The following is a 24,343-nucleotide window of genomic DNA, read 5'->3' as shown; positions in this document are numbered from 1 at the left end:
AATGACGTGCGGTGGCCCCTTGCTGCCGTTGGCACTCTTGGGCCAAGATCTCCCGCATGCCCTCGGAACTTTCCGCGGCCGGCGTCGACCCCTTCGACGAGGCCGTTTACCGTGCCGTGCTCACCCGGCGCTCGGCCGCGCCCGCCGATCTCGTCGAGGAGTTCGGCTGCTCGTTGGAGCGCGTCGCCCGCGCCCTGGACCGGCTGCGCGAGCACGGCCTGGTAGGACGGTTGGCGGGCAGCCGCCGCCGCTACGCCGCGATCGAGCCACAGGCGGCGGTCGGCGCGCTGGTGCGTTCCCGCGCGGCCGAACTCGACCGGGTCCAGGCGGCAGCCGGGCAGCTCGCGCTGCTGTTCGCGGCCACGCACTCGGGCAGCAGCGAGGAGATCGAGATCGTCACGGGCAGTGAGGCGCTGGGCCGCTGGTTCGTCCGGCTGCAGCAGGAGGCCCAGACCGAGGTGATCACCCTGGACCGGCCCCCGTACGCGCTGACCACCTCCAACCCGGTGGAGCAGACCGGCATCGCCCGAGGCGTGCGGTACCGGGCCGTCTACGCTCCCGAGGCGCTGGAGTGGCCCGGTGTCTTCGACGACATCCGCGAGCTGATCCGCCACGGCGAGCAGGCCCGGGTGCTGCCTGGCCTGCGCATCAAGCTCGCCATCGGCGACCGCCGCCTGGCCCTGATGCCGCTGTCACTGGACCTCACCGACGTACGCGCCGCCGTCATCCGACCGTCCACCCTGCTCGACGGGCTGATCGACTACTGGGAGATGTGCTGGCGGGCCGCCGTGCCGCTGGAGGCCCCGGCCGAGGACCCGCTCGGCGAGGAGGACCGGGCGCTGCTGGCGCTGCTGGTCAGCGGCCTCAAGGACGAGGCGGTGGCCCGGCAGCTGGACTGGTCGGTGCGCACCATGCGCCGCCGCATCAGCCGCCTGTACGAGCTGCTTGGCGCGGCCAACCGGTTCCAGGCCGGTGCCATCGCGGTGCGCAAGGGCTGGATCTGAGCGGCGCCGGTCACAGCCAGGAATACGGAATTGGTCGTCGTGCCGGGACCGGGGCATGGCTACGGTCAGGGCGTGGAGATCCTGCGATACACGGCGTTCAGTGCAGATCCGCGCGGCGGCAACCCGGCCGGGGTGGTGCTCGACGCGACCGGCGCCGACGATGCGTCGATGCAGCGCGTCGCGGCCGAGGTCGGCTACTCGGAGACGGCGTTCCTGCTGCCGCGCGGCGGTGACGACTTCGACGTGCGGTACTTCAGTCCGCAGGCGGAGGTGCCGTTCTGCGGCCACGCCACCATCGCCACCGCGGCCGCGTACGCGCGGCGGCACGGCGCCGGTCGGCTGCGGCTGCACACGAAGGCGGGCCTGGTCGAGGTGGGCACGGCCGTGGTCGGCGACACCGCGACGGCGACCCTGACCAGCGTGGCGCCGCGGGTCGAGCCGCTGGCCGAGGCCGACCTGACCGAGCTGCTGGCCGCGCTGGGCTGGTCGGCCGACGACCTCGATCCGGCGCTGCCGCCCCGGCTCGCCTACGCCGGGGTGTGGCACCCCGTCATCGCCGCCGCGAGCCGCGCGCGGCTGGCCGAGCTGTCCTATGACATGGACGCTTTGACCGAGCTGATGGCCCGGCGTGGCTGGACCACGGTGGACCTGGTGTGGCGAGAGTCCGCGACGGTGTTCCACGCCCGCAACCCGTTCCCGCCCGGTGGCGTATACGAGGACCCGGCGACCGGCGCGGCCGCCGCCGCGTTCGGCGGCTACCTGCGCGAACTCGGCCTGGTGCCGACACCCGCGACGATCACCGTGCACCAGGGCGACGACATGGGCCGCCCCAGCCTGCTCACCGTCGCCATCCCGGCCGGGACGGGCGGCGTCGACGTCACCGGCACCGCCGTGCCGCTGGCCTGACGCGTTCTGAGCGCGGGTCCGCTGGCACACGGACCCGCGCTCATTCCGGCGGGGAGGATCGCCGGGGCTCAGTGGGCGTACGAGTTCCAGCCGGACAGTTCGGCCGGACGGTTGGTGATGATGCCATCGACGCCGAGAGCGTCCAGCTGGTTCCATGCCGCGTCCGAATCGACCGTCCACGCCATCACCGCGACCCCGGCCGCGTGCAGACTCGCCACCACCGCCGGGCGTCCCAGCAGCGCGGCGGAGTCCGGGTTGTACGCGGTCAGGTGCAGCTGTGCGGCGAGCGCGACCGGATCGGCGTCCAGCGCGCTGCGCAGCAGGCCGAGCGGGATCTCGGGGGCCAATTCGTAGGCGTACTGCAGCGCGGTGGTCTCGAAGCTCTGGATGAACACGCGGCCGGTCATCTGCTGGTCGCGGATCACCTGAACGATCGTGGCGACCTCGGCGCGGGTGTGCGAACCCTTGATCTCCAGCAGCAGGTTCCCGCCCCGGGCCCGCAGGTCGGCCAGCTGCTCGGCCAGCGTCGGCAGCCGCACGCCGGCGTAGACCGGGGCGAACCACGAGCCCGCGTCAAGCGCCTTGAGCTGGGCCGACGTCAGGGCGCGGATGGCGCCGACGCCGTTGGTGGTCCGGTCCACGGTGCTGTCGTGCAGGATGAACGGCACCCCGTCGGAGGAGGGCTGCACGTCGTTCTCGATCCAGTCCGCGCCCGCGCGGCGGGCGATCTCCTGGGACACCAGCGTGTTCTCGGGCGCGGCCGACGAGGCGCCCCGGTGGGCGATCACCGCGACGCGGCTGCCGGGGGCGCGCAGGTACGGGTTGACCGGGGCCAGTTCGGTGACGCGTACGTCGTCGAAGGAGACCGTCGCGCCGTTGACCAGCAACGCCTGCCCGCCCGTGGTCGAGCGCTGCAGGCTGGTGGTGCGCAGCACCTCCGAGCCGTCGAACAGCCAGCGGGCCTGCGCGCCGTGCACCTCGACGGTGACGCGCACATCGCGACCGGTGCCCGCGGCGTACGGCGCGGTGCCGGTGTTGGTCACGTTCCAGGCGTTGGCGGTGGTGCGCTGGGCGAACTCGACGCCGTTGCCGGCGGTGGTGCCGCTGCGCATGGTCGCGATCCACCAGGGCGTGGCGCCGTCGGCCGGGACGTCCAGGCCGAGCGCGGCCCAGCGGGTGGCGGCGGTCACCGACTCGAAGCGGGCGGTCGCCTCGAACCTGAAGTCGCGCAGGTTGCGGCCGAACGTGATCTTGTTGTTCGCGGACGAGCTGGTCGAGGTGCCGTAGAGGCGTCCGTTCTGGACGGTCCAGGTGCCGTCGACGGCGCGCCAGCCGGTCGGCAGCGTACCGGCGGTGAAGTCCTCCGACACCACGACGGAACCCGGCGCGGCGGCGGCGGGGACGGCGGCGAGGCTGCCGCCGCACAGGGCGAGCGAGAGCAGGACGGCGGCGGTGCGGGTCGGCCGGGACCGCCACCAGCTGAGGGTACGCATGCCGCGAACGGTAGGAAGCGGACGATAACGGCCCGCCAATCTGCGGTGGCGCCCTTACCTACGCCGGGCCAATTCGGGGACCCCGGCCCCGGACCCCACCGCGCGACCCCGCAATACGCGGGGCCCGGATCCCGCAACACGCGGGGGCGCGAGTGCCGGGGGCGTGGGGTGCGTGCAGTTTCGGGGAGACTGCACGCACGAATGCGGGCCAAGATTCCTGCAGTCTCCGAAACCGCAGTCACCGCTCGTGCGGGTGCGGGTGCGGGTGCGGGTGCGGGTCCGGGTCCGGGGCGGACATCGCGTCGAGGTCGGTGCAGAGGTCGGCCGGGATCGGGCGGCCGGTTCGGGTGGACAACTGCTGCCAGCAGCGGCGGCCCAGCGCCCACGCGGCGGCGATGGCGCGGTCGATGTCCGCGGGGTCCGCGGTCGGCACGGTGGCGTGCAGGGCCGTGATCGTGTCGGCGTCGAGATCGGACTCGGCGCACCGGGACGGGGTGAGCCAGTGTTCGGTGCTGCGGTCGGCGAGGCGGCCCAGCCACAGCAGATGCCGCTGGGCGTGGGACAGCGCGTCGACCGCGCGCAGCAACTCGCCGCGTCGGCGTACGTGGTGGGCCAGCACCAGCCAGTTGGCGAAGCGGCCGCACAGCTGCTCGATCTCGTCGGCGGTCTCGGGGAGGCGGGGCTGGTCCGGCAGCGAGGTCAGGGCCTGTCGCAGCGCGCCGGTACGGTCGAGGACGATCATCCGGTCGACGGGCGCGCTGCGAGCGGGCCAGGTCGTCACCGAGGTGATGTCGGCGGCGGCGGCGAAGTGGAACTCGCCGCGGATCAGGCCGGGCAGGAACGCCACGTGCGAGCCGAACTCGTTCAGGACGACGTGGCGTACGCCGCCGACCCGGTCGATCCAGGCGCGCGGGTCGACGGTCGACGGGTCGGCGAAGAACAGCCAGAACTCGATGTCGCTGAACGCGTCACCGGTTCCCTGCGCGAACGAGCCGTAGGTCAGCGCGGCCACGAGGCGGTCGTCGGCCTGGCACAGTTCCCGTACCCGGGCCATCATGTGATCTTGTGGAAGCACGCCGCGACCCTAACGCGGCCGTCGGGATCGCGCGGCTGGGTTTCGGCTTGAGTCTCCAGCAGGAGGAGACGGCAGGGTGGGGGCATGAACGACGACACGCTCTACACGATCGGCGCGTTGGCCCGGCGAACCGGGCTGACGGTGAAGACCATCGGCTTCTACGCCGACACCGGCATCGTGCCGTCGACCGATCGCAGCCCGGCCGGTTACCGGCTCTACGACGTACGCGCGCTCGCGCGGCTGGACCTGGTGCGGACGCTGCGCGACCTGGGGCTCGACCTGACCGCCATCCGACGGGTGTGGACCACGAGGTTTCGGTGCCCGAAGTGGCGGCGACGCACGCCGACGCTCTGGACGTGCAGATCCGCACCCTCCGGCTGCGCCGAGCGGTGCTGCGCGCGGTGGCCAGGCGGGGCTCCACCCCACAGGAGTTGGACCTCATGCACAGACTCGCGAAACTCTCTGACGTCGAGCGGCGCCGCCTGATCGCGGACTTCGTCGACGACACGTTCGGCGGCCTCGACGCCAACCCCGCCTTTGTCGAGATGCTTCGCTCAGCCATGCCGGAACTGCCGGACGATCCCGAGCCCGCGCAGGTCGAGGCATGGGTGGAGCTGGCGGAACTCACCCAGGACCCGGACTTCCGCGCCGCCGTGCGCCGCGGCGTTGGGAAGGGCCCTTCCACATCACATTGCGATAAGAAGGTGCCCTTCCTTACCTCAGGGCTGGGGGTAGGTGGTGGTGAGGTGGTGGCGGATGAGGGCGGCGTGCGAGAGCGGCGTCGCCAGGTCGGTCACCTCGCCGTTCACGGTGTAGTCGAGCAGCACGACGGATCCGGCCTGGGCCAGGGCGCGCAGGTCGGCGACCACGTCGGCGGCGCGCTGCTCCAGCTGGAAGAGGTAGGTCGGCAGGTAGATCTCGCGGCGCGCCTGCTCGTAGCCGAGGAGTTCGGTGCCGTGCAGGCCGCGCCGGTGCCCCCGGACCGTGCCACCGCGATGTGGGGCCCGCTTGATGCCCCGCATCGCGGTGACGGTGAGTTTGGACGGGTCCACGTCGGCGTCGTCGAGCACCTTCAGCGCCTGCCACACTCCCTCGACCGACATGCTGGTCACGCCCGGGGTGAACGGCACCGGGATGCCGCCGTGCGGGTAGAACGGGCTCAGCCGCACCCACGGCTGCTCTCCCCGCGAGGTCACGTCGACGACGGTCGCGCCGGGAAACCGGCGGGCGAGCGTCGCCGCGCCCAGGCGCGCGCTCGCGACATGCACGTTGTCCACCGGAACGGTCTCGGAGTCGGCCACGGCCCGATCCTGCCGTCAGGGTGTGACAACGGGTCTGGACAGGACCTTGGTAGATCATTACGTTGTCCGACTGTGCCCTCGCCGCTGAAACCACAGATCGACCGCCTCGAGCAGGCCATGTACGCACACGACATGGACGGTTTCGCCGACGGCCTGGGCGGTCTCGCACAGCGGGCCCGGGAACTGTCCCCGGACGAGCTGACGGAGGTGGTCGGCGAGCTGGCGGTGCTGCTGCCGGAGATCGGCGGCGCCTACGCGAAGGTCGGCGTGCTGGCCGGGGCGTGCGTGGAGTGGGGCGGCTCGCCGCTGCCCCTGGTGGAGGTGCTGCCGCGCCGGGCGGCCGTGGCGCTGGAGACCGCGGACGTGTTCCGGATGGCGTGGGAGTTGGCCACCCGGGGCAAGCCCCTGCCCGACCCCGACCAGGACGACCCGGACTCGGTGCTGCGACGACTGGTGCGCAAGTCGCGGCGTACCAAACTGGCCGACGAGCACGCCTGGACGGCCGTCGGGGCCTGGTTCGACGTTGTCGACTGGCTCAAGCCGATGATCACGGTGCTGGGTCGGGCCGAGTTCCGCCGGGCGCTGGACGGTGCCTCCCGGACCCGGCTGCTGGCGGCGGCCGAGCCGCTGGGCGAGCACATCTCGCGCGCGCACTGGGTGCACGGGCTGTGCCAAGTGGTCGACGACGAGCCGCTGATCGCGCTGGACCCGGCCACCGGCCGAGGTTTTCGGCTGACGATGGGCGGTGTCGGGGACAACTTCCAGCTGCACACGCTGCTGGCCGACCTGCTCGGTCCAGGTGGGGCCGCGCTGCCGCACGTCGAGCCGCTAGAGCCCGCCTGGCTGGCCGCTGCCACCACCGGCGAGCAACACCTGACGTCGGCCAACGCCGTGGTGCGCCGGTTCCGCCTGTACGACGGCACCGGCGAGTATGTCTACCCGGAGGGCGTCCCCGCCGACATCAAGCCGACCGGGGGCGTCCGGGTGCTCGTGCTGCACCCGCCCCGGGGCCGGTACCTGTGGCTCGCGGGCCGCGTCTACCGGCACATGATGCCGTCACTGACGCTCGACCACGAGCTGCCGCCCGCGGAGGCCGCCGCTTGGCTCGGCCGCATCGCCCCGGCCCGCGAGACGGATCTCTTCGCCGGGTGAGGCCACCGCCCCGTTGGCACGGCGGCGGCCACGGCTACGGCACGACCGCCGGGCGGTAGGCGGCCACGTGCTCCGAGCACAGGTACAGGCTCATCCCCTCGGGGGTGAGCACGTGCGACAGTCCACCCCAGCGCTGCTCCGGGTCCAGGCGGAGCAGCAGGTTCTTCAGGGTGCGGAAGTCGGCGTCGGTGTCGGCGTGGCTGAGCGGCCGCGCGTCCGGCCGACCCGGTGCGAGCGGTGGATCGGCCGAGGAGGCGCCGATCGTGTCGAGCACCTGCCTGGTCAGGTCCAGCTCGTCGGTGAGCTGCTCCTGCAGCTCGTGGGCGGTGAGGCCGAGCAGCGGGCCGACGAACGGCACGGTGGCCCGCAGCAGTTGCAGGGTCCGGGCGAGGTGCGGGCCGACGGTACGCAGCCAGTCGGACAGCTCGGCGACCTCGTAGCAGCCGTCCGCACCGGGCAGCGGGTGCCAGGAGTCGGGTTCCTCGCAGTAGAGGCGCAGCGTGTGCAGAGTCTTGCCCACTCTCTTGCGCCCGTCGGGGACGATCGTGAACACGCTGGGGCAGTGGGTCTGCTGGGCCTTCTGGACCAGCGTACGCAGCCGCAGGTATTCGCGCTGGTTGTCGTGGTTGTACCCGGCGATCTCCTGGCGCAGCGCGTTGAAGCCGCTGGCGATTAGGTGGCGCAGGTCGCCGGTGGCGAAAGCACGAACGGGCGGGGCGATGCCGTACAGGAGCGCGGCGATGTCGACGTGTTCGTCCGCCTCGTCGCAGTAGGCGGTGGTCTGCTCGCGTTGCAGGCGTGCGATGAGCTTGCTGTAGTCGAACAGCTTCTCGCAGGGCCCGTGGCCCTGACAGGGCACCCAGCGGGTGATCCGCAGACCGGGGTAGCGGTCCATCGTGAGGTTGAGGCCGTCGTCGAGCAGCGCGAAGAACCCGCCCGGCATGGGACCGCGCACGGTCAGCTCGACGCGGTTGCGGCCCGGGTCGGTGCGTAGCAGCCCGGTGTGCACCCCGTCGGGATGCCGCAGTACCGCCCCGGAGCGCCAGCGGTGTGGGGTGCCGAACCGGTGCGACCGGGCCAGGAACCAGCCCGGAATTCCCGGCGGCAGGATCGGCAGCTGGTACTCGACGCGGATCTCGCGGTGGCCGGACCGCGTCTCGCGCCACTCGGCGCCGTAGTCGGACGGGGTCTGCGGCAGCCAGGCGATGACGATGGCCAGGGCGTCGTCGGTGCTCTCGCGCACGCGGTAGCATATGTCGAACTTCTCCATCAACGCGAGCAGGAACAGTCGCTGCGCCCGTGGCATCCCCGGCCAGATCCCGCCCAGCTCGGTGCCGGTCAGCAGGCCGTTGTGAGCGGCCACCGCCGGGCTGTCCAGGACTTGGCTGATCCGGGTGCTGAGCCACTGCGGGTCCAGGATGACCGTGTCGGACAGCTCCTCGTCGTCGGGGTAGAACAGGATCTGCCCGCGGTGGGCCAGGGCGGTGGCGAGCGTCTGCTGCTCGGCTGGGTCGCCGACCCCGGCCTGGTCCATCACCTGGAACATCCGGGCGGCCGAGAGGTAGGGCTCGCTGTCGCGGCCGGTCAGGGCCTCGGCGGCAGCCGCCCAGGCCCTGGGCCATTCGGCGCCCATCAGCGGCAGGCCCGCGGCGGCACCCACGAGGGCAACATGCAGTTGCTCGAAGCCGGTCCGGGCGGCGCAATCGACCGGGAAGCTGCCGACGATGGCGGGGTAGGCGGCCTTGAGCGTGGCCAGGTCGATGTCGACGGGGCGGTCGGCGGCGTGCGTGGCGGCCAGCAGGATCGGGGCCTGGGGCGCGCGAGCGGTGATGATGTCCAGCCAGTACTGGAGCCGTCCTCGCTGCGTACCCTCGCCGCTGTTCCACACCAGCAGGAACACCGACCGGTCGGTGAGGAAGAACTGGTGCGTCGCGTGGTAGATGTCCTGGCCGCCGAAGTCCCACACCGACAGCGTCATCCGGGTGCCGGCGAGTTCGGGGTGGGCCAGGCTCAGCCCGTCGACGAACAGGCCGTGGGTGGTCGGCTCGGCCGGGTCGTGCTTGCGGCCCGACAGCGCCTTGACCAGCGATGTCTTGCCCACCCTCCCTTCGCCGACGACCATCAGTTTGGACGCCCACTGCGGCACCGAGGCGGACCCGCTGGCGCGCAGGAAGGCCAGCACCGACGGGGTGCCGGCGGCGACGACCTCCGGTGGCGGGCTGGTGAGCGGGTTCTGGTCGAGCACGAGCGTGTGCAGGGCGGGCAGGTCACCCAGAGGCTCCGGCAGCGAGATCAGCCGGTTTCCGCCCAGATACAGCTGCCGCAGGTCGACGAGGCGGCTCAGGGACTCCGGCACCTCGATCAGCCGGTTGCGGGCGAGGTCGAGCTGGCGCAGCGCGGTGAGCTCGCCGAGCCAGGCGGGTAGCTGCCCGATCCGGTTGCCGCTGAGGTTGAGCCAGGTCAGGCGGGTGAAGTCGCGTAGCCAGTCCGGCAACGCCGTCAGGCCCAGATCGGACAGATCGAGCCCTTCGGCCGCCACTCCGCCCGCCGCCTTGGCGCGCCGTTCGGCGACCACCGGGCCCGGTGGCGGTGCGGCGGGTGCCGCCGGTTGCTCCTGGACGCCCGACTGGTAGACCCGCCCGGCGGGCCGGGTCGCGGGCGCGACCGATGGCTGCGGCGCGGGCGCCGTGCCGGCAGCCGGGGTCGGCGGGTTGACCGTGGCAGAGCCGGTCGGGAGGTTGCCTTCGGCGCTGGTGCGGCCCAGCCCGAGGAGGTCCCGTAGGCCGCGGCGCCGCGCCGGTTCCTCCGTGGGCGCCGTTCTCGCTTCCGCCGGTGGGGAGCCGAGCACCGGGGTCGCCCCCAACGGGCGTCCCGCGGCCGCGCGCAGCAGGTCGTCCCGCATCGCGCCGGCCGACTGGTAGCGGCTCGCGGGGTGCTTCCTCAGGGCCATGAGCACGACGGCGTCGACATCGACGCCGATGCCTTCGACCAGGGCGCTCGGCGGCCGCGGATCCTCACGGACGTGCTGGTATGCCACGGCCACGGGCGAGTCGCCGACGAAGGGCGGATGTCCGCACAGCAGTTCGTACAGCACGCAGCCCGCGCCGTACACATCCGACCGCGCGTCCATCGCCTCGCCGCGAGCCTGCTCGGGTGACATGTACTGCGCGGTGCCGATCACGGCCGCGGTCTGCGTGATGGTGGTGGCCCCGGTCGCCAGGGCACGCGCGATGCCGAAGTCCATGACCTTGACCTGGGAGCTCGGCGTCACCATGACGTTGCCGGGCTTGACGTCGCGGTGGACGATGCCGTGGCGGTGGCTGAAGTCCAGCGCCGTGCAGACGTCGGCCATGATCTCCAGCGCCTCGCGTGGCTGGAACCGACCCCGGGCGGCAAGCGCTTCCTTGAGTGTCCCGCCCGGGACGAACTCCATGACGATGTATGGCAACGTCTCGCCCGTGGCCGTCCGCTCCTCGCCGGTGTCGTACACGGCGACGATGGCGGGATGGTTCAGCGAGGAGGCGTTCTGCGCCTCGCGCCGGAATCGCATCTGGAACGTGGCGTCCCCGGCCAGGTCGGTGCGCAGCATCTTGAGCGCGACGTCCCGGCCCAGCCGCAGGTCACGGCCGCGGTGCACCTCGGCCGTGCCGCCGTAGCCGATCAGCTCCCCGACCTGGTACCTGCCACCCAGCAGCCGAGCCCCTGCGTTCATGCGGAAGCTCTCCCTCACCCGCGAGCCGTCGATGACAAACTATCCGACGGCCGTCAGCGGGTGAACAGACCGAACGACCACAGTGGACGAGAGAGCATGAAGGTCCATTCGAGCGGCCTCGCCTGGCAGTGCACGACCGAATGCCGCCGCAGCGCTTTTTGTATGGCAAAAGGTATGAAAGCCATCATGCGGGCCGATACACTACTCACTTCGCCAAAGCTATGAACCCGATATATCCCTGGTGTTAGCTTCGGAAAGGCGGCTCGATGGGGTGCCGCGACACCCCCGAGCGCAATCGGCCCGCGAGCGGGCGACGACAGCAGGGAGTCGCAGTATGAGCACCGGCAGGGTCACCACCAAGGACGGCACCGAGATCTTCTACAAGGACTGGGGCACCGGCCAGCCGGTCGTGTTCAGCCATGGCTGGCCGCTGACCGCCGACGCCTGGGACGACCAGATGTGGTACGTCGTCTCCAACGGCTTCCGCGCCATCGCCCACGACCGGCGCGGCCACGGCCGCTCCAGTCAGCCGTGGGAGGGCAACGACCTCAACACGTACGCCGACGATCTGGCCGCTGTCATCGAGAAGCTGGACCTGCGCGACATCGTCCTGGTCGGACACTCCACCGGCGGTGGCGAGATCACCCGCTACATGGGGCGCCACGGCACCGATCGCGTCGCCAAGGCCGTGCTCGTCGGTGCGATCCCGCCGCTGATGCTGCAGACCGACGCCAACCCCGAGGGTCTGCCCCGCAGCGTCTTCGACGGCCTGCGGGAGAACGTCGAGCGGGACCGGTCACAGTTCTGGCAGGACCTCAGCGCCCCGTTCTACGGTGCCAACCGCGACGGCGCGAAGGTCAGCAAGGGCGTGCGGGACGCGTTCTGGCTGATGGGCATGACGGTCGGGTTCAAGGGTGCCTACGACTGCATCAAGGCGTTCTCCGAGACCGATCTGACCGAGGACTGCAAGAAGATCGACGTCCCGACGCTGATCATCCATGGCGACGACGACCAGATCGTGCCCATCGTGGCCTCGGCGAACAAGTCCTCGAAACTGATCAAGGACTGCACCCTGCACGTGTACAAGGGCGCCCCGCACGGGCTCACCGCCACGCACCAGGACGAGTTCAACGCCGACCTGCTGGCCTTCCTCAAGGGCTGATCGCGGGCTGACTGGCGTTCCGTTCAAAGGAACACTGTTTCTCCCAAGGAAATTTTGTCGGGCCGACCCCTGGTCAGGGGCTCGGCCCGACGGTCGTTGTGTGACAACCCCCGGTTCGACCGGTTGACAACCGGGTTCCGCCCTGCCTTCATTGTCGTATCGCAGATGAGAACGACGTTTCATCTAGCGAAACAATCGAGGGAAGGGAGGTGCCATGCGAAAGAAACTGGCGGTCGGAACCAGCAGTCTCGTGGTCGTCGCCGCGCTCGGCCTGAGCAGCACATCCGCTCAGGCGTACGGGCCGACGGCGGACTCGCTGGGTTGCCGCCTGTACTTCGGCGACACGGGCACGGGCAGCTCGCCCAGCACGTGGAGTGACACGTTCGGGCTCACCCTGTCGCCGGCCACGCCGACGCCGGGGCAGACCGTGACGGTCACCTTCACCGCTGCGGCAGGTGTCACCAACGGGCCCGCACCGCTGAATCCGGGCGACGTGCCGGTGATCGTGAAGATCGCGCTCGGCGGGTCGCAGTCGGGTTCGGTGAACCTGAACCTGGCCGCCTACCCGGCGGCGGCGAAGGACCCCTACGTCCCACTAGGTCCGATCACGGCGACGGGCACGTTCGTCGCCGGAGCGGCCGGTGCCGCCACCGCCACGGTCAGCCAGATCAAGTTCGCCAACGCCACCGCGGCCACGTACTGCTCGGCCGCGGGCGACCGCGACCAGAAGGCCGCGCCGCAGGCGACCACCATCGCGGAGCCGTTCACCGTCTTCGACGGATCGGTGCACGTCACCGCGGTGTCCGGGCAGAGTGTCAGCACGCATGCCCGCGCCGGCAACACCATCACCTACGCGGTCTCGGGCCTCGCGTCCGGCGCCACGCTGTCCGCGTCGCTCAAGGACGCGGCCGGTAACGGCACCGGCGAAGGTTCGGGCACCGGCAGCACGGACGGCACCGGGGCCGGCAGCGGCACCCTGGCCGTACCGGCCGGAGCCACCACCGGTGCCCGCACGCTCGCGGTCACCGACGGTGTCAACACCGTGGTCACGCCGATCACCATCCTGGGCACGCCGAGCATCGCCATCACCCCTGGTGGCGGCGGGGCGGGCACCTCGGTCACCGTGACCGGCACGAACTGGAACCCCGGCAGCGCCGTCGCGATCCGCGGCTACCAGGCGCTGACCGGACCGCCGCCGCCCAACCCGACCAGTGACGCCCCCGTGGGTGTGACCGCCTCGGCGACCGGCGGCATCAGCGGCACGTACGTCGTCAACGCCGCCGCCACCGCGTACCTCGGTGCGTCGTCGGGCGTCGGTCCGAGCACCCTGTTCGCCGTCGCGGCCTGGGCGGCCTCGGCCGACTCCTGCGTCGCGAAGACGGGCACGGCGACGACTGGAACGTGCGGGCTGAGCTACAACCTGTCGCAGACGGTCACCGCGGGCAACCTCGCGATGGGCCGCGCGGCGGGCACCGGCAACATCGTGCTGTCGGGCGTCACGCTCGACGGCACCGTCCACACCAGCACCGGCGCCCTGGCGCCGATCACGGTGACGGACTACCGCGGCAGCACCTTCGGCTGGAGCCTGGTCGGTACGGTCACCGACTTCACCGGCACCCCCGGCGGCACCATCCCGAAGGCGAACCTGTCCTGGACGCCTGCCTGCACCGGCACCGCCGGCGCGACCAACGCCGTGACCGCGGTCGCGGGCTCGGCAGGCCCCGTCAACGGCGCCACGCTGTGCTCGGCCCCGGCCGACACGGCAGGCACCGGCGGCAGCTTCGACGCCTCCGCGGCGCTCGCCCTGACCGTGCCAACCAACCAGCTGGCCGGTTCGTACACCGCGACGCTCACGCTGACGCTGAGCTGACCGGGACCGGTGGGGGCGGGCGCTATCCGTCCCCACCGGCCGATCGAGGGCGCAAACCTGCCGTCGGCGGGTCCTGCGCGTTGATTCTGCGATCCATTCAAGCATCGGGGAGTCGGTCCATGACCACGCTGGTCCGTACCGCCGCCGCGCTGACAGCCCTGCTGCTGGGCGCGGCGCTGGCAACCGTCCCGGCGCCGCCCGCCGCGGCCGCGGGCAACGGCCGGTGGGCCGTGGTGCCCACCCCGCCGAAGACGCCGACCCCGGCCGCCCGGCAGTACTTCTTCCTGGAGTCGCCGCCCGGCCAGACCGTACTCGATTCGGTACGGGTCACCAACCACACCGACACCGCCCTCAGCCTGCGCGTCTACGGCGCCGACGCCTACAACACCGCCGACGACGGCGGCTTCGGCCTGCGCGAACAGACCCAGCCCCAGCACGACATCGGCGCCTGGACCAGCACCGGCGTCACCGACCTGGTCGTGCCCGCCCGCCGCCAGGCCGACATCCCGTTCACGGTCGTGGTGCCCCCCAACGCCAGCCCCGGCGACCACGTCGGCGGCATCGTGGTGGCCGAGGCCGCGCCGAGCGGGCAACTCGACGGCGGCGGGGTCGCCATCGCCGTGCGGCAGGCCGTGGCCGCCCGCGTCTACCTGCGGGTCAGCGGCCCGGCCGTGCCGGCGCTCACCGTCGGCGAGGCGACCGCCGAGCGGGATCGGGTCGCGTACACGGTCACCAACACCGGCAACCTGCACCTCGCGCCGACGATCACCGTCACCTCCGCCGGCCTGTTCGGACACGACGTCCACACCGGACCCGTGCCGCGGCTCGACCTGGTGCCCGGCGCGCAGACGGTGCTGCGTACGGCCCTGCGCGGCGCCTGGCCGGTGGACGTCGTGACCACCACCGTCACCGTCACCGCCGACAGCGGCATCCGCGCGGGCACCGAGGTCACCACCGTCACCGGCGGATGGCAACTGCTCGCCGCCCTGGCCGCGCTGCTCGCCGTGGCGACAGTGCTGATCCGCCGGCGCCGCCGCGCCCGCCTGCGCCGCCCGCGAGGCATCTCGTGACCTGGCCGCGCACCGACCTCACCCCGGCTGCCGTGGCCGAGCCGACCAACATCGCCCGCCCCGGGCGTGCCCGCACGCGTTCGGCGCGCCGCCGGGTCTCCGCCGAGCGGTTCGCGGCGGTGCACCTCGCCGCCGCGGCGGTGTCCTGCTGCGGCGTGTTCGCGCTCGTCGGCCCGGCCGCCGTCGCGGCGGCGGCCGAGCCGGGGCGCGGTGTGAGCCTCGCCGCCGCGCGGGCACAGGCCGGAGACCACCTCCGGGTCACCGGCACCGGCTGGCCGCAGGGCGCGCTGATCCAGCTGGTCACCTGTGGCGAGCTGGCCCTGCCCGGATCGTCCGCATGCGACATGCGGGCCGCGCTGGCGACCGTCGCCCGTGCCGACGGCACGTTCGCGGTCGAGCTGACCGTCGGCGACCCGCCCCGGCCATGCCCCTGCGTCGTGCACGTGGCCGAGGTCGGTCCCGGTGGCGGCGGCGGCCACGTAGACGCGCCGATCGAGCTGACCGGCCACGCCACCGGCCCGGCGCCGGTGCCCGGCCGGGTGCGGGCCCGGCTGGAGGTGATCGCGGCGCGACTGACCGGCGGTAGCGCGACGGCGGCGTGGTTCGGCGGCGTGCAGCACCGCACGCTCGTCTACACCGTGCGCAACGCGGGCAGCCAGCCGCTGGACGGGGCGCCGCTGGTGGTCCGGGTCGGCCGCAGCGCCGAGGGCGTGCCCACGCCGCCGACCGGGCAGCTGCGACCGGGGGAGACCCGCACCTTCGAGGTGCCGGTGACCATTCCGTTCGCGGCGTTCGGGGCGTATCCGGTCACCGCCGAACTGGGCGGACTCGGCCAGGCCAGGGCGGTGCACCAGGCGTACCCGTGGGGGCTGGTGGTGCTCAACGTGATCGGCGCCGCCATGATCGCGTACGGCGTGCTCCGGCTGGTCCGCCGTCGCCGTGACCGCGTCGTGCCTGCGCTGCCCGGCACCGGCGAGGTGCTGCTGCCCGCCGTGGTGCGGCTGCCCGCACTCCAGGCGTACCTGGTCTTCGACGATGCCCCCGGCGCGGGCCGCCTGCGCCGCCTGGCGGCGGGGCGACTCGATCCGGCCGACCTGGACCGGCTGCTGCACACCGCCGCACCCGAGCAGCCCGACGCCGTCGTCGATCTGGCCGCGCTCGACGAACACCTGACCCGACCACGAAACGGGTGACCCGTGGACCGACCTCTGCTCCTGCGGCTCGGCGCGGTCGCGGCCGCCGCCGTGCTCGCCTTCACCGGCTGCTCGGCCGTCATGCCGGGCGCCCTCGACCAGCCCGGCACCGCCACCGCCGACGGCGTCGGCCCCGGCGTCACCGACAGCACCGTCAAGGTGGTGTTCGTCGGCGTCGACCTGGGCAAGACCAGCGCCTTCACCGGCTTCCGCACCGCCGATGCCGGGAACCTGCCCGAGCAGGTCAAGGCGTTGCAGACGTGGATCAACGCCAACGGCGGCATCGCCGGTCGGCGCCTGGAGGCCGTCTACCGCAGCTACGAGGCCGGCGACGACTCCCCGGCGGCCGAGGAGAAGCTGTGCAACCAGATCACCCAGGACGACCGGGCGTTCGCGGTGGTCCTGACCGGACAGTTCCAGGCCAACGCCCGCCCGTGTTACGCCCAGCGGCACACCCTGGTGCTGGACGCGACCCTGGTCGCCACCGACGACGCCACCTACGCCCGACTCGCGCCATACCTGTGGTCGGCCAGCTATCCGGGCTACGACTCCTTCGTGCGGGCGCTGCTCAAGACGCTGTCCGAGCAGGGTTTCCTGGTCTCGGGCAGCGCGGTCGGGGTGGTCGCCGCGGACACCCCGACCAACCGGGCCGTCTACACCGGGCTGGCCGCGCCGGAGCTGGCCCGGCTGGGCACCACCGCGACCGTCGCCTGGGTCGACACCACCGACCTCGGCACCCTCAACGCCGGGCTCAACCAGGCCGCCGTCGACTTCCGCGGCAAGGGCGTGACCCGGGTGGTGTTCCTCGGCGGTGCCCGGCTCGCCTCGTTCTTCCTCACCACGGCGGCGGCGCAGGAGTTCACCGCTCGGTACGCGGTGTCCAGTTTCGACAATCCGGCGTTCCTGGTGAACAACCCGTCCACCATCCCGCCCGCCGCGCTGCGGGACATGGTCGGCCTCGGCTTCAACCCCAGCCAGGACGTGCCCGACAGCCAGGTCCCGTTCCCCGGCGGCGACGCCGAGAAGCGGTGCCTGGACATCTTCGGCGCGGCCGGGCAGACCTTCAAGACCAGGGAGAACGCGCGGATCGCGCTGACCTACTGCGACGCCGCGCTGCTGCTGCACGCCGCTGCGAAGGACCTCGGACCGAACCTCAACGCGACCGCGTTCGCCCAGGCGGCGGCCGCGCTCGGGGACGGGTTCAGGCCGGCCGCCGGGATCAGCGGCGGGATGGGCGGCGGCCGTCGGACCGCCGGGGGTGGCTACCGGGTGCTGGCGTACGACGCCGGCTGCTCCTGCTTCACCTACCGGGGCGAGGAGGTGCGCTTTGACTGACGCGCTCACCGCCACCGGGGTCTGCTGCGCGTACGGCCCGGTGCAGGCGCTGTTCGGGGTCGATCTGCGGGTCGGCCCCGGGGAACTGGTCGGGCTGTGCGGGCCCAACGGGGTCGGCAAGTCCACGCTGCTGCGGGTGCTGTCCGGCCTGCATCGGCCCACGTCGGGCACGGTGGAGTTGTTCGGCGCCGACGTCACCGCCGTGCCCGCCGCCCGTCGGGTGCGGCTCGGGCTGAGCACCGTCGTCGGGCAGGCCGCGTACGGCTCGCTGACGGTGCTGGAGAACCTGCGCCTGCAGGGGTACCGCATGCGGGGCGCCGACGCCCGCGCCGGGCTGGACGCGGCGCTGGCCGTCTTTCCGCGCCTGGCCCGGCGGGCGCACCAGCCCGCCGCCACCCTGTCCGGCGGCGAGCGGCAGATGCTGGTGCTGGCCAAGGCCCTGGTGCAGCGGCCCCGGCTGCTGCTGGTCGACGAGCTGTCGCTGGGCCTGGCCCCGATCGTCGTCGGGGGGCTGCTGGAGATGCTGCGGCGCATCAACGCCACCGGTGTGGCGATGCTGATCGTCGAGCAGTCGGTCAACGTGGCCCTGTCCCTGGCCGACCGGCTGTACTTCCTGGAGAAGGGCGCGGTCGCGGCCGAGCACGACGCGGCGCGCCTGGCCGGGCGGCCGGAGCTGGTCCGCTCGCTGATGCTGGGCGGCCACTCGTGATCGACGCGGTGGTGCTGGGACTGTTCACCGGGCTGACCTACGGGCTGCTCGCGGTCGGGCTGGTGCTGGTGTACCGGTCCAGCCGGTTCGTCAACTTCGCGCACGGCTCGGTCGGCGTCTTCGGCGCGGCGGTGCTCGGCAAGGTGGTGACCGCCGGGGTGCTGCCGTACTGGGTGGCGTTCCCGCTGGCCATGGTCGCCGCCGGGGCGGTGGCGGCCGCGATCGAGGTCGTCGTCGTACGCCGCCTGCGCCACCGGCCCGCGGTCACCGGCATGATCGCCACGCTGGGGCTGTCGCAGTTCATTCTGATCGCCGCGCTGCTGCTCAACAGCCAGGGGCTGAGCGGCCTCACCTTCCCGCGCCCGCCCGGCCTGCCGACGTTCACACTCGGTCGGACCCCGATCGGCCCCGCGTTCGTGGCGATGGCGCTGTTGGCGCCGGTGCTGTTCGGCGCGCTGGCGCTGCTGCTGCGCCGCAGTCGGGTCGGCCTGGGCCTGCGCGCCGCCGCCGACGCGCCGGACATGGCCCGGCTCGACGGCGTGCCCGCCGCCCGGATGACCACGCTGGCCTGGGCGGTCGCCGGTGCGGTCGCGGCATTCTCGGCCATCCTGGTCACGCCGACGCAGGGCGCGCAGTCCATCGACACCCTCGGTCCGGAGCTGCTGCTGCGGGGCCTGGCCGGTGCGGTCGCGGCGCGGATGTCGTCGCTGCCCAGGGCGCTCGCGGCGTGCCTGGGGATCGGCGTCGCCGAGCGGGTGCTGCTGTCCTGGGGCGCCGGGCGTGGCGGGGTGAGCCTGGCTCTGGCGTTGTTCATCCTGGTCACGTTGCTCTGCCAACCCCGGTTGGGTCGCCGCGACAGCGGACAGGCCGGCTGGCCCCGCAGCGTGCCGCAGCCGGGCACCGTGCTGGGCCGCGTCGTCACGGCGCTCGGGCTGCTGGCGGCGGCAGGGCTGGCGTACCTGGTCAGCAACGAGACCGCGTCGGTGCTGACCACTGTCGCCGGGTTCGCGCTGGTCGGGCTGTCGGTGCTGCTGGTGACCGGCCTGGCCGGGGAACTGTCGCTGGGCCAGTTCGCCTTCGCCGGTATCGGGGCGGCCGTGTCCCTGCACGTCGCCGCCGTCAGCGGCAACTTCTTCACGGCGGCGCTGGCGGGATGCGCGGCGGCGGCGGTCGCGGCGGCCCTGGTCGGGCTGCCCGCGCTGCGGCTGCGCGGGCTCGCGCTGGCGGCGGTGAGCCTCGCGTTCGCGCTGGCCGCCGAGGGCTGGCTGCTGCGCCTGCCGGTGCTGCTGGGCGACGGGGTCGAGGCGGCCAAGCCGCAGTGGCACGGCTACCCGCTGCTGCTGGCCAAGGACTACTACCTGTTCGCGCTGCTGATGCTGGGGCTCGGGCTGTGGCTGGCGCACCGGCTGCGTACCGGCGGGTTCGGGCTGACGGTGCTGGCCCTGCGCGACAACGAGGACGCGGCCAAGGCCCTCGCCGTGCCCGCCACCCTGCGCAAACTCCAGGTGTACGCCGCCGCGGGTGTGCTGGCGGGCCTCGGCGGCGTCGTCATCGCCCATGGCCAGACCCAGGTCACCGTCAACAGCTTCCCCGCCTCCGCCGGGATCGACGCCGTCGCGCTGACCGTCGTCGGTGGCCTGGGCGTGCTCGGCGGTCCACTGCTGGGCGCCCTGCTGCTGGTCGGCCTGCCCGCCCTGGTCGACCTCGGCATCGGCGGCCAGGCCGCGCTCACCGTCGGCTGGCTGCTCGTGGTGGTGCTCCTGCCCGGCGGCCTGGGCGAACCGCCGGCTCGGCTGCTGAAGCGGCTGCCGTCACGGGCCCGCAACGCCGAGCTGTCCACATCCGACAGTGCTGCCTTGGTGGCGGAGCCGCAGGATCGGCCGCTCGGCGCGGGCGGGGCGGCCTTCCCGGGCTCGCGAGCGGCTGTGGACGGCACGGCACCGGCCCGGGTGCGGCTGCCGAGTTTCGAGGTGCCGGTGGGTGGCACGGCGCTGCTGAGTGCGCGGGCGGTGGCGCGGTCGTTCGGTGGGGTGCGGGCGGTCGCCGGGGTGGACCTCGACGTCGCCGCCGGTGAGGTCGTCGGGATCATCGGGCCCAACGGCGCGGGCAAGACCACGCTGTTCGAGATCCTGGCCGGATACACCCGGCCCGACGCCGGGCGGGTGCTGCTGGCGGGGCACGACGTCACCCGGCTGCCCCCGCAGCGGCGGGCGCGGCGCGGCCTGGGCCGCTCGTTCCAGGACGCCCGGCTGTTCCCGACCCTGACCGTACGCGAGTCGCTGCAGGTGGCCGGGCAGCGGCGGCACCCAACCGGGCTGGCCGCGGCCGCACTGGGTGCCACCGCCGGGCAGCGCCACCGGGCCGCGCGCACCGGCGACCTGCTCGACCTGTTCGGGCTGGTCGAGCTCGCCGACCGGTCGGTCGCCGCGCTGTCCACCGGCACCCGGCGCACCGTCGAGCTGGCCTGCCTGCTCGCGCTGGAACCGGCGCTGCTGCTGCTGGACGAGCCCTCGTCCGGGGTGTCCCAGGCCGACGGGGTCGCGCTGGGGGAGCTGCTGCTGCGGGTCAACCGCGAGCTGGGCGTGGCCCTGGTGGTCATCGAGCACGATCTGCCGCTGCTGGCACGGCTGGCGCCCCGGTTGGTCGCCATGGAGTCGGGCCGGGTGATCGCCGACGGGCCGACCGCGTCCGTACGGGCGCATCCGGCCGTGGTCGCGTCGTACCTCGGCACCGATCCGGTGGCCGAGCACAGGTCCGGGATAGCTGTCTAGGAGGAACCCATGTGGAGAGCACGAGTCGTGGCGGTGCTGGCCGCGGTCGCGGTGACCGTCCCGCTGTACGCCCAGCCCGCCGCGGCCGCGCCGCGGTTGACGCTGAGCAAGTCCAGCGGTCTGTCGAACGGCACCCAGATCACGGTCAACGGGTCCGGGTTCACCGCGAACCTGAAGCAGATCGCCATCGGTCAGTGCATCGCCGACCCGGTCGGGCCGACCGACTGCAACCTCGCCGGGGGTGCCCAGTTCGTCAACGCCGACGGCAGCGGGAAGATCCCGGCTGTCACGTTGAAGCTCGCGGCGAAGTTCGGGTCGTTCGACTGCACCAAGCGGCAGTGCGTGGTCGCGGCGCAGATCCTGCCGTCGTCGGCCTCCGACGACGTGGTGAAGGCGAACCGGGCGAGCGTGAAGATCTCGTTCGGGGCGGCGAGCTCGCCCAAGCCGGGCACCAGCACCAGCCCGGAGAGCCTGGCCAAGACCGGTCCCGGTGACGAGCACTGGGTGCTGGTGCTGGGCGGCTCGGCACTGCTGCTGCCCGGTATCGGCCTGCTGCTGCTCCTGCCGCGGCGCCGCCGGGCGGCCGCCTGAGCGCCGACGGCGCGCGATGACCCGGACCGGGCCGGGCGGGTGAGCCCTCGCCCGGACCGGTCCGCCGTCGCTCAGGCGAGCTGGCGGTGCCGGTCGGTCCACAGCGCGGCGCTGAGGAAGTGGTTGTCGTATCGCTCCTGCGACGCCTTGATGTCGGCGGCGGTCGCCAGCCCGGCGTGGAAGCGGTCGAGCAGGCGGTAGTACTCGAAGCGGGCCGGGCCGGGAGTGAACAGGAACAGCACGTCGGCGTCGGTGTCGGGCGCCGGTGCGAACGCGTGCGGCAGGTACGGCGGGACGATCAGCAGGTCGCCCCGGTACAGCGTGATGATCTCCTCGCCGAGCAGCACCTCCAGTTCGCCGTCGAGCAGGAAGAAGATCTCGTCGGAGCGCTCGTGGAAATGCGGTGGGGCGCCGGGCGAACCGGCCTTGAGCAGTGACCGGTTGCTGGTCAGCACATTGCCTGTCTGCGGCGCGTCGGCCAGCAGCGTGACGACGCTGCCGGGGTCGCGGGTCAGCTTCTCCGCCTCGCCGGCCCGGACCAGTACTCCTCCGCGCATGGCGGCCTCCCTCGTGTTGTGGGACCAGGCGAGACAGCCCGTCTCGTCTTGCGGTCACGGTAGGCGTCGTGAGTCACGAGTGTCAAGACGAGACGTACCGTTTCGTCGTACGCTACGATGCGTGACGTGACACCACCACCACCACCGCCGCCACCAGACGCCACCCGCCGCAACGAGCAGTCGCGCCAGGCGATCATCACTGCCGCCCTCGAACTGTGCGCCGAGCGCGGCTACGCGGCCACGACCGTCGAGGCCGTCGCCGCCAAAGCGGGCGTCGGCAAGCAGACGATCTACCGCTGGTGGCCGTCCAAGGCGGCGGTGCTGATCGAGGTGATGGAGGAGCAGCGCGACAAGTCGGCTCGGTTCCCGGACACCGGCGACATCTGGCGCGACCTGGGCACCCAGACCCGCAACGTGATGCGCCTGTTCGAGTCCGACTTCGGGCTGATCTGGCGCGGGCTGATCGGCTCGGCGCAGACCGAGGAGCCCGCCGCCGACGGCGTACGGCGGATCCTGCGGGTGTCGATCGAGCAGTGCATGGCCCGGCTGGCCAAGGCACGCGACGCGGGGCAGTTGCGCGCCGACCTCGACCTCGAACTGGCGGTCGAGTTGATCTACGGCCCGATCTACCACACCTGGCTGCTGCGGGTACGCCGGATCGACGAGTCGTACATGGACACCGTCCTGGCCGCCCTGCGCCCGGCGCTCGCCCCGTGACCCGGCGCCGACCCGACTACACCGGCAGCGGCGTGGCGTCCTCGGGCAGCGCGTCGGCCAGCACCTGACGCGCCTCGGCACCCGACGCGTCGTCGTGCGCGGCGACCTGCTCCAGCGCCGCCCGGTATGCCGTGGCGAACGCGTCGGCCGCCGAGGTGGCGACATCTGGGCTGACGCCCGTGCCCTCCCAGTTGCCGCCGGTCACCGGGCTGACGGAGCGGGCCACGGAGATCGTCGCCTCGAGGTGATCGTGCACGCGGAACGCCTCGCGGGGGTGCGCTCCGCCCCGCGTGCGCTCGCCGACCACGACCGCGCGGCCCAGCGCCTGCAGGCCGTAGGCCAGCGCCTCGCCGCCGGAGAAGGTGGTGGCGCTGGTCAGCGCGTACACGGGCTTGGTGCGGCCGTAGCGGCGGCCGGGCACGTGCGCATGCGTCCACGACTGGCGCACCCGGTCCGTGCGGCGTTCGTAGTGGCCGGTGAACTCGACCGGTTCGTCGTCCCACAGGTAGCTGGCCAGCAGGCTGACGGCGTTGGGATCGCCGCCGAGGCAGCCGCGCAGGTCGATCACGAGGGCCCGGGTCGGCGCGAGCAGCGTCATCGCCGCCGCGTAGGCGTCGCCGACGATGGCGGCCGGGAACAGCAGGGGGTTCAGCTCCAGCAGGCCGACGTCGCCCGGCAGGCGCCGTACCGTCGCGACGCCGTTGGCGGTGCGTTCGGCCCACGCTCGCATCGACGCCCACTCGGCCGCGTCGTCACCGTCCGCGCGCTCGGGCAGCGGCTCGGGGGAGTGGACCAGGCGCAGGTGCCGGTCGCCGTTGACCGCTTGCAGGTCGGCGGTGACCGCCGCGGCCAGCGCCGCCGGATCGATGGGGTAGCCGTCGGCGGCCGCGGCCAGGCGGGCGGAGATGTCGGCGGCAGCCTCGGGAAAGACATAGTGCTGCTCGACCAGTGCGCGCAGGCGCGTGATCACGTCCGTCATCTCGATCTTGTCCACCGGTCGAGGCAACCACAACGGACCGTGCCGGGTCAAGGCGGGCCGTTCGGGCGGCGAGAGGGCTGTGGCAGGTGGACACTACGATGCGGCCATGGATCGTCGGTCGAACCGTCCCGTGCCGCTCGACTGGCCGGGCTGCCGCAACGCTCGCGACCTCGGCGGCCTGCCCACCGCCGACGGCGGCCGGATCCGGGCCGGTGCGCTGCTGCGCTCGGACGGGCATGAGCGGATGACCGACGCGACAATCCAGGCCGTACGCGGCGCCGCGCTCAGCCGCATCCTGGACCTGCGCTGGTCCTGGGAGTGCGCCGAGTTTCCCAGCCCGTTCGCCCAGGACCCCTGCTACCGGCACACGCCGCTGCTCAACGACGTGCTGGACTACGTGCCGCCGCCCGACAGCTACGCGCCGATGCTCGACCACAACCAGGCCCGCATCGGCGCGGCCGTCCGCGCCTTCGCACAGGCGCCACCCGGTGCGGTGGTGGTGCACTGCCACGCCGGGCGTGACCGCACCGGTGTGCTGGTGGCACTGCTGCTGCGACTGGCCGATGTCGACCACGAGACGATCGCCGACGACTACGCGCTGACCGAGGGCTGCACACCCGCGCCGATGCTGAACACGCTGGCCCACCTGGACGCGGCCCATGGCGGCGCGGCGCCCTACCTCGCGCGGGCCGGGGTCGACGCGGACGACGTGCGCGCGGTGCGGGCTCGGCTGCTCGCCTAGCGGG

At 72.8% G+C, this 24,343-nt stretch carries 20 protein-coding genes and 1 pseudogene; 14 read left to right on the top strand and 7 right to left on the bottom strand.

Annotated elements, in window-relative coordinates; genetic code table 11:
- The first annotated feature begins 56 nt into the window (after positions 1-56).
- Both KUA19_RS21310 and KUA19_RS21305 read left to right on the top strand, forming a co-directional pair.
- On the top strand, positions 57-1,004 hold the full coding sequence (locus KUA19_RS21310) for a helix-turn-helix domain-containing protein (protein WP_217398178.1): 948 nt from the start codon (positions 57-59) through the stop codon (positions 1,002-1,004).
- Between the two features lie 72 nt (positions 1,005-1,076).
- Complete coding sequence (locus KUA19_RS21305) at positions 1,077-1,910, top strand: PhzF family phenazine biosynthesis protein (RefSeq protein ID WP_217398176.1); 834 nt, start codon at positions 1,077-1,079, stop codon at positions 1,908-1,910.
- A gap of 68 nt (positions 1,911-1,978) precedes the next feature.
- On the opposite strand, the gene KUA19_RS21300 is transcribed toward KUA19_RS21305, so the two are convergent.
- Complete coding sequence (locus KUA19_RS21300; RefSeq protein ID WP_217398174.1) at positions 1,979-3,403, bottom strand: glycerophosphodiester phosphodiesterase; 1,425 nt, start codon at positions 3,401-3,403, stop codon at positions 1,979-1,981.
- Positions 3,404-3,641: 238 nt separating this feature from the next.
- Positions 3,642-4,478 (bottom strand): nucleotidyltransferase domain-containing protein, encoded by an 837-nt coding sequence (locus KUA19_RS21295; RefSeq protein ID WP_217398172.1) that lies wholly within the window; start codon positions 4,476-4,478, stop codon positions 3,642-3,644.
- Positions 4,479-4,562: 84 nt separating this feature from the next.
- Here KUA19_RS21295 and KUA19_RS42950 point away from each other — a divergent pair, with 84 nt between their 5' ends.
- The gene (locus KUA19_RS42950; RefSeq protein ID WP_254549860.1) at positions 4,563-4,964 is read left to right on the top strand and encodes a MerR family transcriptional regulator; all 402 of its coding nucleotides are present in this window, start codon (positions 4,563-4,565) and stop codon (positions 4,962-4,964) included.
- Between the two features lie 233 nt (positions 4,965-5,197).
- Here KUA19_RS42950 and KUA19_RS42945 read toward each other — a convergent pair whose 3' ends face one another.
- A complete protein-coding gene (locus KUA19_RS42945; protein WP_254549859.1) occupies positions 5,198-5,779 on the bottom strand; it encodes a DUF6939 family protein in 582 nt (193 codons plus the stop codon).
- A 72-nt stretch (positions 5,780-5,851) separates the two neighbouring features.
- Here KUA19_RS42945 and KUA19_RS42940 point away from each other — a divergent pair, with 72 nt between their 5' ends.
- Positions 5,852-6,931 (top strand): hypothetical protein, encoded by a 1,080-nt coding sequence (locus KUA19_RS42940; RefSeq protein WP_254549858.1) that lies wholly within the window; start codon positions 5,852-5,854, stop codon positions 6,929-6,931.
- 34 nt (positions 6,932-6,965) lie between these two features.
- Here KUA19_RS42940 and KUA19_RS21285 read toward each other — a convergent pair whose 3' ends face one another.
- Both KUA19_RS21285 and KUA19_RS42935 read right to left on the bottom strand, forming a co-directional pair.
- On the bottom strand, positions 6,966-9,470 hold the full coding sequence (locus tag KUA19_RS21285; RefSeq protein WP_308167576.1) for a COR domain-containing protein: 2,505 nt from the start codon (positions 9,468-9,470) through the stop codon (positions 6,966-6,968).
- A gap of 202 nt (positions 9,471-9,672) precedes the next feature.
- Positions 9,673-10,643: pseudogene (locus KUA19_RS42935) on the bottom strand (protein kinase domain-containing protein); the annotation flags it as partial.
- 334 nt (positions 10,644-10,977) lie between these two features.
- On the opposite strand from KUA19_RS42935, the gene KUA19_RS21280 reads away from it, so the two are divergent.
- The 8 genes from KUA19_RS21280 (at position 10,978) to KUA19_RS21245 (ending at position 21,344) form a co-directional block, all read left to right on the top strand.
- A complete protein-coding gene (locus tag KUA19_RS21280; protein ID WP_217398169.1) occupies positions 10,978-11,805 on the top strand; it encodes an alpha/beta fold hydrolase in 828 nt (275 codons plus the stop codon).
- A 214-nt stretch (positions 11,806-12,019) separates the two neighbouring features.
- Positions 12,020-13,675: a WxL domain-containing protein gene (locus tag KUA19_RS21275; RefSeq protein ID WP_217398167.1), complete on the top strand. Its 1,656-nt coding sequence runs from the start codon at positions 12,020-12,022 to the stop codon at positions 13,673-13,675.
- Between the two features lie 119 nt (positions 13,676-13,794).
- Positions 13,795-14,745: a WxL protein peptidoglycan domain-containing protein gene (locus KUA19_RS21270; protein WP_217398165.1), complete on the top strand. Its 951-nt coding sequence runs from the start codon at positions 13,795-13,797 to the stop codon at positions 14,743-14,745.
- Positions 14,742-15,938 (top strand): neocarzinostatin apoprotein domain-containing protein, encoded by a 1,197-nt coding sequence (locus KUA19_RS21265; protein ID WP_217398163.1) that lies wholly within the window; start codon positions 14,742-14,744, stop codon positions 15,936-15,938. The genes KUA19_RS21270 and KUA19_RS21265 overlap by 4 nt, the downstream gene beginning before the upstream one ends.
- A gap of 3 nt (positions 15,939-15,941) precedes the next feature.
- Entirely contained in the window at positions 15,942-17,273 is a 1,332-nt protein-coding gene (locus KUA19_RS21260; RefSeq protein WP_217398162.1) for a type 1 periplasmic-binding domain-containing protein, read from the top strand.
- Entirely contained in the window at positions 17,266-17,982 is a 717-nt protein-coding gene (locus tag KUA19_RS21255) for an ABC transporter ATP-binding protein (RefSeq protein ID WP_217398160.1), read from the top strand. Before KUA19_RS21260 ends, KUA19_RS21255 begins: the two co-directional genes overlap by 8 nt.
- Positions 17,979-20,753: an ABC transporter permease subunit gene (locus KUA19_RS21250; RefSeq protein WP_217398158.1), complete on the top strand. Its 2,775-nt coding sequence runs from the start codon at positions 17,979-17,981 to the stop codon at positions 20,751-20,753. The genes KUA19_RS21255 and KUA19_RS21250 overlap by 4 nt, the downstream gene beginning before the upstream one ends.
- A 9-nt stretch (positions 20,754-20,762) precedes the next feature.
- Complete coding sequence (locus tag KUA19_RS21245; RefSeq protein WP_217398156.1) at positions 20,763-21,344, top strand: neocarzinostatin apoprotein domain-containing protein; 582 nt, start codon at positions 20,763-20,765, stop codon at positions 21,342-21,344.
- 71 nt (positions 21,345-21,415) lie between these two features.
- On the opposite strand, the gene KUA19_RS21240 is transcribed toward KUA19_RS21245, so the two are convergent.
- On the bottom strand, positions 21,416-21,901 hold the full coding sequence (locus KUA19_RS21240) for a cupin domain-containing protein (protein ID WP_217398154.1): 486 nt from the start codon (positions 21,899-21,901) through the stop codon (positions 21,416-21,418).
- Between the two features lie 126 nt (positions 21,902-22,027).
- On the opposite strand from KUA19_RS21240, the gene KUA19_RS21235 reads away from it, so the two are divergent.
- Positions 22,028-22,618: a TetR/AcrR family transcriptional regulator gene (locus tag KUA19_RS21235; protein ID WP_217398152.1), complete on the top strand. Its 591-nt coding sequence runs from the start codon at positions 22,028-22,030 to the stop codon at positions 22,616-22,618.
- A 16-nt stretch (positions 22,619-22,634) separates the two neighbouring features.
- Here KUA19_RS21235 and KUA19_RS21230 read toward each other — a convergent pair whose 3' ends face one another.
- Positions 22,635-23,612, bottom strand: coding sequence for a S41 family peptidase (locus KUA19_RS21230; protein WP_308167554.1), 978 nt, complete (start codon positions 23,610-23,612; stop codon positions 22,635-22,637).
- A gap of 91 nt (positions 23,613-23,703) precedes the next feature.
- Between KUA19_RS21230 and KUA19_RS21225 the strand changes: the two genes are divergently transcribed.
- Positions 23,704-24,339, top strand: a complete 636-nt coding sequence (locus KUA19_RS21225; protein WP_217398150.1) for a tyrosine-protein phosphatase — start codon at positions 23,704-23,706, stop codon at positions 24,337-24,339.
- Positions 24,340-24,343 lie beyond the last annotated feature (4 nt).

The sequence above is a fragment of the Catellatospora tritici genome (assembly GCF_019083965.1).
Lineage (GTDB): Bacteria > Actinomycetota > Actinomycetes > Mycobacteriales > Micromonosporaceae > Catellatospora > Catellatospora tritici.
The sequence above is the reverse complement of the archived record's forward strand: the minus strand, read 5'-3'. Positions and strand labels throughout refer to the sequence as shown.